Source organism: Streptomyces prasinopilosus, from assembly GCF_001419695.1.
Lineage (GTDB): Bacteria > Actinomycetota > Actinomycetes > Streptomycetales > Streptomycetaceae > Streptomyces > Streptomyces prasinopilosus.
Genome location: NZ_LIRG01000476.1, coordinates 1 through 6,109 on the forward strand (window position 1 = coordinate 1; position 6,109 = coordinate 6,109).

Genomic DNA, 6,109 nt, shown 5'->3' on the forward strand with positions numbered 1-6,109 from the left:
CGCCGGCCCGCCGCCCTCCGGGATTTCACGCACCGAATTCCCCCGGTTCCGCAGCGTGGAATTCCCGCGATTCCCGGCGCATTCACCGCACCGCATGTGAAGAATCGTTTCACCTCACTGATACGGGGAATGAGTCGTTCAGTGCTTCGGACCGGAGGCACGACCGTGGGAACCGGCTCGCCGCCCCCGGGTCTCCTCCGTGTGGTCCGAGTCCGCGCTCCCACGGTGCCCGTCCACCCGGCACCTGCTCAGGGAGGTGCGCGTCATGCGTATCGCCGGCAGCACCACGAAGCCGCATCCCCACCACGACGCCCCGGACACCGCCCAGGACTTCGTCCGCCTCGCCGGGCTGCCGGAAGGCCCCGAGCGCAAGGCGCTGCGGGACGAACTCGTCCGTTCCTGGCTGCCCATGGCCGAGCGGATCGCCGTGCGCTTCCGCGGGCGCGGCGAGGCGCTGGAAGACCTGTACCAGGTGGCGGCCTTGGGCCTGGTCAAGGCCGTCGACCACTACGACCCGGCGCGCGGCACCGCCTTCGAGGCGTACGCGGTGCCGACCGTCACCGGGGAGATCAAACGCCACTTCCGCGACCACATGTGGACCCTGCACGTGCCCCGCCGGGTCCAGGACCTGCGCAACCGGGTGCGGCACGCCGCCAAGGAGCTGGCGCAGACCACTCCCGGCCGGGTCCCGACGACCGCCGAGATCGCCGCGTACGCGCATCTGACCGAGGACGAGGTGCGCACCGGCACGGAGGCCCTGGAATGCTTCTCCGCGCTGTCGCTGGAGGCGGAGATGCCGGGCACGGACGGCTACGCGCTCGGGGACTCGCTCGGCGGCCCGGACCCCGCGTACGACACGGTCGTCGACCGGGTGGCGGTACGGCCCTGCCTCGAGGCGCTCCCGGAACGCGAGCGGCTCATTCTCTACCTGCGGTTCTTCCGCGGCATGACGCAGAGCGGCATCGCCGAGCTGCTCGGCATCTCGCAGATGCACGTGTCCCGCCTGCTCAGCAATTGCTTCGCACAGGTGCGCGAGGAGCTGCGGGCGGAAGCCGGCTGACCGGGGCCGTCCGGAACCGTCAGGGCCCGGCCACCGCGTCCCGGGCGCGGAACGGACCGGCGGGGCGGGCCGCGGCGGCCGGGCAGCCCGGGGCACCGAGCCGGTCCAGGGCGTTCCTCAGCTCCGCCCGGATGCCCGGCGGCAGCACACCGGTGCGCCCCGAGGCCACGATCGCCCCGGCGACGTCGCGGAGCTTGACGTTGGTGTGCTGGGAGATCTCCCTCAGCACCGTCCACCCCTGGTCGGGCGACACCCGCCCGAGGACGACGACCACGCCGATCGCCTGGTCCACCACCGCGTGCGAGACGACCGCCTCCTTCAGCTGCTGCACCTCTTCCTCCAGCTGAAGGATGCGGTCCGCTTCCCCGTCCGTGGGCATGGTCACCTCCGGGTCCGGTGTGCCGCTCCCGTGCCGTCCGCACCCGCGTTCGGGCGCCTTCGGCGGATGTCCGGCCCTTCCATCGTCGCCACTCGTCCCGCCCCGTGCCACCGGGCGTGTCCACGGCCCGCCGCACGGGTCCGGACGTCACTGTGGGGGTACTCGGCAGGCGCCCCGGGCCGTAGAGGCCGGACACTGGAGTCCACGGGTCCCTGCCAGGCCGACGAGATCAGCGATCAGGACGCGACTGTGATGAACCACGACATGCCCTCCCCCTCCGGCACGACGGACGTCTTCCCGACGCACTCCGTGTTCGGGACGCCCTGCTGGGTGAGTCTGACCAGCCGTGACCTGGGGACGACCGAGGAGTTCTACGGGGCGGTGCTGGGCTGGCGGTGGCGCTCGGTCCGGCTGGGCGAGCGGTTCCGGGTCGCCCTGGCGGACGGCGCCCCGGTGGCGGGCGTCGCCGCGGTCGCCGACATGTGGCGGATGGCCGTGGCCTGGACCCCGTACTTCGCGGCGCGCAGTGCGGACGAGGCGGTGGCGCGGGTGCAGGAGCGCGGCGGCACCCTGGCGGTCGGGCCGATCTCGCTGCCCCCGGGCCGCGCGGCGCTGCTGGCCGACCGGGACGGCGCGACCTTCGGGGTGTGGGAGGGCGAGCTGTCCACCGACTGGCTCAGCTGGCAGCGGTCCCAGCCCTCCTTCATCAGGCTGCACACCCGGGACGCCTTCGACGCCGCCATCTTCTACGGCGAGGTCTTCGACTGGGGTACGACGGGGACGGACCGCACGGAGGTCGCCTACGAGGGCGAGGAGGTGGTGCTGCGCGGGGACGGGCACGTCCTCGCCTGCATCCAGTCGGGGGCACTGGGCTCGGCACCCGATCCCACGATCCGGCCGCACTGGCAGGTGCACTTCACCGTGGCGGACGTGGACGCCTGTGTCCGCGCGGCCGAGCGGCACGGCGGCGGCGTGGTGACCCGGCGTGACGGGGAGGCCGTGCTGCGCGACAACGAGGGCGCCGTGTTCACGGTGACCGCGCGCCGGGGCCGCTGACCCCGGCCGGCCCCCCGCGGTCCTCCCGGCGCGTCCGCCGGGAGGACCGCGGCCGCTCACCGCGCGGTGAGCGGCGGCCGGGACAGCAGCACCAGACTGCGCGGACCCACGGTCAGCCCGGTGCCCGCCTTGTACTCCGACTCGTCGGGGACGCCGTCCGGGTCGGCGGTGTCGATCAGCGCCGTCCAGCGCTCGCCGTAGGCGGTGTCCGGGAGGCGGAAGTCCACCGGCTCCCAGTGACTGTTGAGCAGCAGCAGGAAGGAGTCGTCGACCAGCCGCCGGCCGCGCGGGTCCGGCTCGGCGATGGCGTCGCCGTTGAGGAAGACGCCGACGCTGTGCGCGTCCGAGCGCCGCCAGTCGGCGTCGGACATCTCCTCGGCGTCCGGCAGCAGCCACACCAGGTCGGGCAGGCCCCGGCCCGTGCGGGACGCCGGCCCGCCGTGGAAGAAGCGGCGGCGGCGCAGTACGGGGTGGGCGGTGCGCAGCGCGATGACGCGCCGGGTGAAGGCCAGCAGGGAACGCTGCTCCTCGGTCAGCTTCCAGCTGATCCAGGAGGTCTCGTTGTCCTGGCAGTAGGCGTTGTTGTTGCCGCGCTGGCTGCGGCCCACCTCGTCGCCGTGCGAGAGCATCGGGATGCCCTGCGAGAGGAACAGCGTCGCGAGGAAATTGCGCTGGCGGCGGGCCCGCAGTTCGAGCACGGACGGGTCGTCGGTGTCGCCCTCCGCGCCGCTGTTCCAGGACCGGTTGTGGTTCTCGCCGTCCCGGTCGTCCTCGCCGTTGGCCGTGTTGTGCTTCTCGTTGTAGGAGACGAGGTCGCGCAGTGTGAAGCCGTCGTGCGCGGTGACGAAGTTGACGCTGGCGCGGGGCCGTCGCCTGCTGTGCGCGTACAGGTCGGAGGAGCCGGTGAGGCGGGAGGCGAACTCGCCGAGCGTGTGCGGCTCGGCGCGCCAGAAGTCCCGTACGGCGTCCCGGTACTTGCCGTTCCACTCCGACCACAGCTGGGGGAAGTTGCCCACCTGGTAGCCGCCCTCGCCGAGGTCCCACGGTTCGGCGATGAGCTTGACGCGGCTGATCACGGGGTCCTGCTGGATGAGGTCGAAGAACGCGGAGAGCCGGTCCACCTCGTGGAACTGCCGGGCCAGCGTCGCCGCGAGGTCGAAGCGGAACCCGTCGACGTGCATCTCGGTGACCCAGTACCGCAGCGAGTCCATGATCAGCTGGAGTACGTAGGGGTGGCGCATCAGGAGGCTGTTGCCGGTGCCGGTGGTGTCGTAGTAATGCGACCAGTCGCCGTCCACCAGCCGGTAGTACGCGGAGTTGTCGATGCCGCGGAAGGAGAGGGTGGGGCCCTTCTCGTTGCCCTCGGCCGTGTGGTTGTAGACGACGTCCAGGATCACCTCGAGCCCCGCCGCGTGGAGGGTCCGGACCATCGTCTTGAACTCGGCGACCTGCTGTCCGCGGGTGCCGCGGGCGGCGTAGGCGTTGTGCGGGGCGAAGTAGCCGATGGTGTTGTAGCCCCAGTAGTTGGCCAGGCCGCGGCTCTGCAGCACACCGTCCTGGACGAACTGGTGCACCGGCATCAGCTCCACCGCGGTGACGCCCAGCGAGGTCAGGTGCTCGACCACCGCCGGGTGGGCCAGTCCCGCGTAGGTGCCGCGCAGCTCGGCGGGGACCTCGGGATGGGTACGGGTCATGCCCTTGACGTGGGCCTCGTAGATCACCGTGTCGGCGTACGGCCGGCCGGGCCGGGTGTCGTCGCCCCAGTCGAACGCCGGGTCGGTCACCACGCCCAGCACGGTGTGTCCGGCGCTGTCCGCCGGGTCCGGGCCGTCGGGGCGGCGTTCGTAGAGCGAGGGATGGTTGTCGATCTGCCCGTCGACGGCCGTGGCGTACGGGTCGAGGAGCAGCTTCGCCGGATTGCAGCGGTGTCCCGCGGCCGGGGCCCACGGCCCGTGCACCCGGTAGCCGTAGCGCTGGCCGGGTCCGACGCCGGGCAGGTAACCGTGCCACACGAAACCGTCGGCCTCGGTCAGCGGGACGGTGGTGCGGCGGCCGGAGTCGTCCACCAGGACGAGTTCGACGCCCTCGGCGACCTCGCTGAACAGGGCGAAGTTGGTGCCCCCGCCGTCATGGACCGCGCCCAGCGGATAGGGGCGCCCGCTCCACGCGGGCGCCCCTCGGCCGGTTTTCCTCCGGGTCACCGGGCCGCCGCCAGAAGGCCGGCGGGGGTGCGCGCCAGGCCCGCCAGCTGGGCGACGGTGACCGTGCGGGGCAGGTCCAGGCCCTCGCTCACCCTCGGGTCCGGTCCGGTCGGCACCAGCGGGACGCGCTCGTCGGCGCGGGCCCGCTGCGAGAACCAGACGACCCGGCTGCCGGTCGCGGTGGTGCAGCAGCCCCAGCCGTGGCTGCTGGCGGCGATGTGTTCCAGGCAGCCGCGCAGCTCCTGGTCGGGGCGCAGAGCGCGGTCCCGGCCTCCGACGGCAGTGATGAGGTGCTGGCCGTTCCACCACATCTCGATCGACGCGTGCTTGTCGGTGGCGTGCTCGTCGATGGCGCGCAGCAGCATCCCGGTGCCGCGGCAGACGGGTTCCGCCAGGTTCTCCAGGTCCCAGTGCCGGAGGTGGGCGGCCAGTATGCGGCCGACCTGTTCCGGACGCTCCGGGCCGACTTCCACGTCGAGGTGGTAGTAGCAGGGCACTGCGCTCTTCATCTTCGTTGGCTCCTCACCGCGAAGCTCCCGATTTCCCCTCGCCCCTGCGGGACGAGCCCCGAACACGAAACGTGAGCGGCTGGCGCTTCTGAGTCACCATCAGCGTGACCGGGTTGGTCCATCCGTGCAACACGAGCGCACGGCCCGGGTGACCGTTGCGCCGGATGGGCGCAGTTCACCCCGGCCCCGGACGCCCTCCGGCCCGCCACACCGAACCATGGTCCAACAGGACGCACAGTTTCCGATCGTGCACCATGTGTGAAGGTCCCCGGTCGCCGTCGCGGCACCGTGTCCTTCGCGCGCACGGCCGTCGCCCGACCGCCGGAAGAAACGTCCCCCCACGAGCCCCGGAAAGGGGAACGGCGCCATGCTGCTACCCGCCAGAGCCGAAGTCGCCCGGCAGTTGCGCCGCTACCGGGCCTGGGAGCGTGTGATGCTCGCCGTCCCCACCGACCTCACGGTGCGGGCGACGTTCGAGGAGTCGGGCCACACCCTCTGCGTGCTGATGGGCAAGCGCTGCGCGCGGGAGGCGGCCGACGCGGCCGAACGGTACCTGCGCACCGGTCCCGTCACCTACCTGCAGGAACAGAACGACAGGCCCCGGCCGGCCCCCGCGGCCAGGCGGGGTCCGCCGGCGGTCGAGCGGCGGTCCCCGGCGGGAAGGTGAAGGACCTTCCCGCCTCCATTTCGTCCCACGACCGGGCTCGGGCCCGGCGTCGAGCACGGCGGAGGTACAGACCCATGAAGGCGACCCGGGCCATCGGACGCATCCCGGTACGGGACGTCCGGCCGGCCGTCGAATGCGGCAGACGGCCGGCGAAGGCGGTCGTCGGGGAGACGTTCGAGGTGACGGCGACCGTGTTCCGCGAGGGGCACGACGCGGTGGCCGCCAACGTCGTCCTGA

Annotated in this window: 7 protein-coding genes; 4 read left to right on the forward strand and 3 right to left on the reverse strand. The window is 72.5% G+C overall.

The features are described 5' to 3' along the window. The first annotated feature begins 265 nt into the window (after positions 1–265). Positions 266–1,060 carry an RNA polymerase sigma factor SigF gene (locus tag AOK18_RS19860; protein WP_055695242.1) on the forward strand — a complete coding sequence of 265 codons (795 nt, stop codon included), beginning with the start codon at positions 266–268 and terminating at the stop codon, positions 1,058–1,060. Positions 1,061–1,079: 19 nt separating this feature from the next. On the opposite strand, the gene AOK18_RS19865 is transcribed toward AOK18_RS19860, so the two are convergent. Then, positions 1,080–1,439, reverse strand: coding sequence for an ANTAR domain-containing protein (locus tag AOK18_RS19865; protein WP_055573950.1), 360 nt, complete (start codon positions 1,437–1,439; stop codon positions 1,080–1,082). Between the two features lie 252 nt (positions 1,440–1,691). On the opposite strand from AOK18_RS19865, the gene AOK18_RS19870 reads away from it, so the two are divergent. Next, positions 1,692–2,495, forward strand: a complete 804-nt coding sequence (locus tag AOK18_RS19870; RefSeq protein WP_055695243.1) for a VOC family protein — start codon at positions 1,692–1,694, stop codon at positions 2,493–2,495. A 56-nt stretch (positions 2,496–2,551) separates the two neighbouring features. Here AOK18_RS19870 and glgX read toward each other — a convergent pair whose 3' ends face one another. Beyond that, positions 2,552–4,696, reverse strand: a complete 2,145-nt coding sequence (glgX, locus tag AOK18_RS19875; protein ID WP_055695244.1) for a glycogen debranching protein GlgX — start codon at positions 4,694–4,696, stop codon at positions 2,552–2,554. Next, positions 4,693–5,205: a hypothetical protein gene (locus tag AOK18_RS19880; RefSeq protein ID WP_055573953.1), complete on the reverse strand. Its 513-nt coding sequence runs from the start codon at positions 5,203–5,205 to the stop codon at positions 4,693–4,695. Before AOK18_RS19880 ends, glgX begins: the two co-directional genes overlap by 4 nt. Positions 5,206–5,572: 367 nt before the next feature. Between AOK18_RS19880 and AOK18_RS19885 the strand changes: the two genes are divergently transcribed. Together AOK18_RS19885 and AOK18_RS31140 are read left to right on the forward strand one after the other, a co-directional pair. Then, on the forward strand, positions 5,573–5,872 hold the full coding sequence (locus AOK18_RS19885) for a DUF5133 domain-containing protein (protein WP_055573954.1): 300 nt from the start codon (positions 5,573–5,575) through the stop codon (positions 5,870–5,872). A 74-nt stretch (positions 5,873–5,946) separates the two neighbouring features. Then, the coding region (locus tag AOK18_RS31140; RefSeq protein ID WP_157865134.1) for a maltotransferase domain-containing protein at positions 5,947–6,109 on the forward strand (163 nt) is incomplete at its 3' end.

Coding starts and splice junctions, on each gene's coding strand:
- AOK18_RS19880 (WP_055573953.1), bottom strand. CDS start 5,205: ATGAAGAGCGCAGTGCCCTGCTACTACCACCTCGACGTGGAAGTCGGC.
- AOK18_RS19865 (WP_055573950.1), bottom strand. CDS start 1,439: ATGCCCACGGACGGGGAAGCGGACCGCATCCTTCAGCTGGAGGAAGAG.
- AOK18_RS19860 (WP_055695242.1), top strand. CDS start 266: ATGCGTATCGCCGGCAGCACCACGAAGCCGCATCCCCACCACGACGCC.
- AOK18_RS19870 (WP_055695243.1), top strand. CDS start 1,692: ATGAACCACGACATGCCCTCCCCCTCCGGCACGACGGACGTCTTCCCG.
- AOK18_RS19885 (WP_055573954.1), top strand. CDS start 5,573: ATGCTGCTACCCGCCAGAGCCGAAGTCGCCCGGCAGTTGCGCCGCTAC.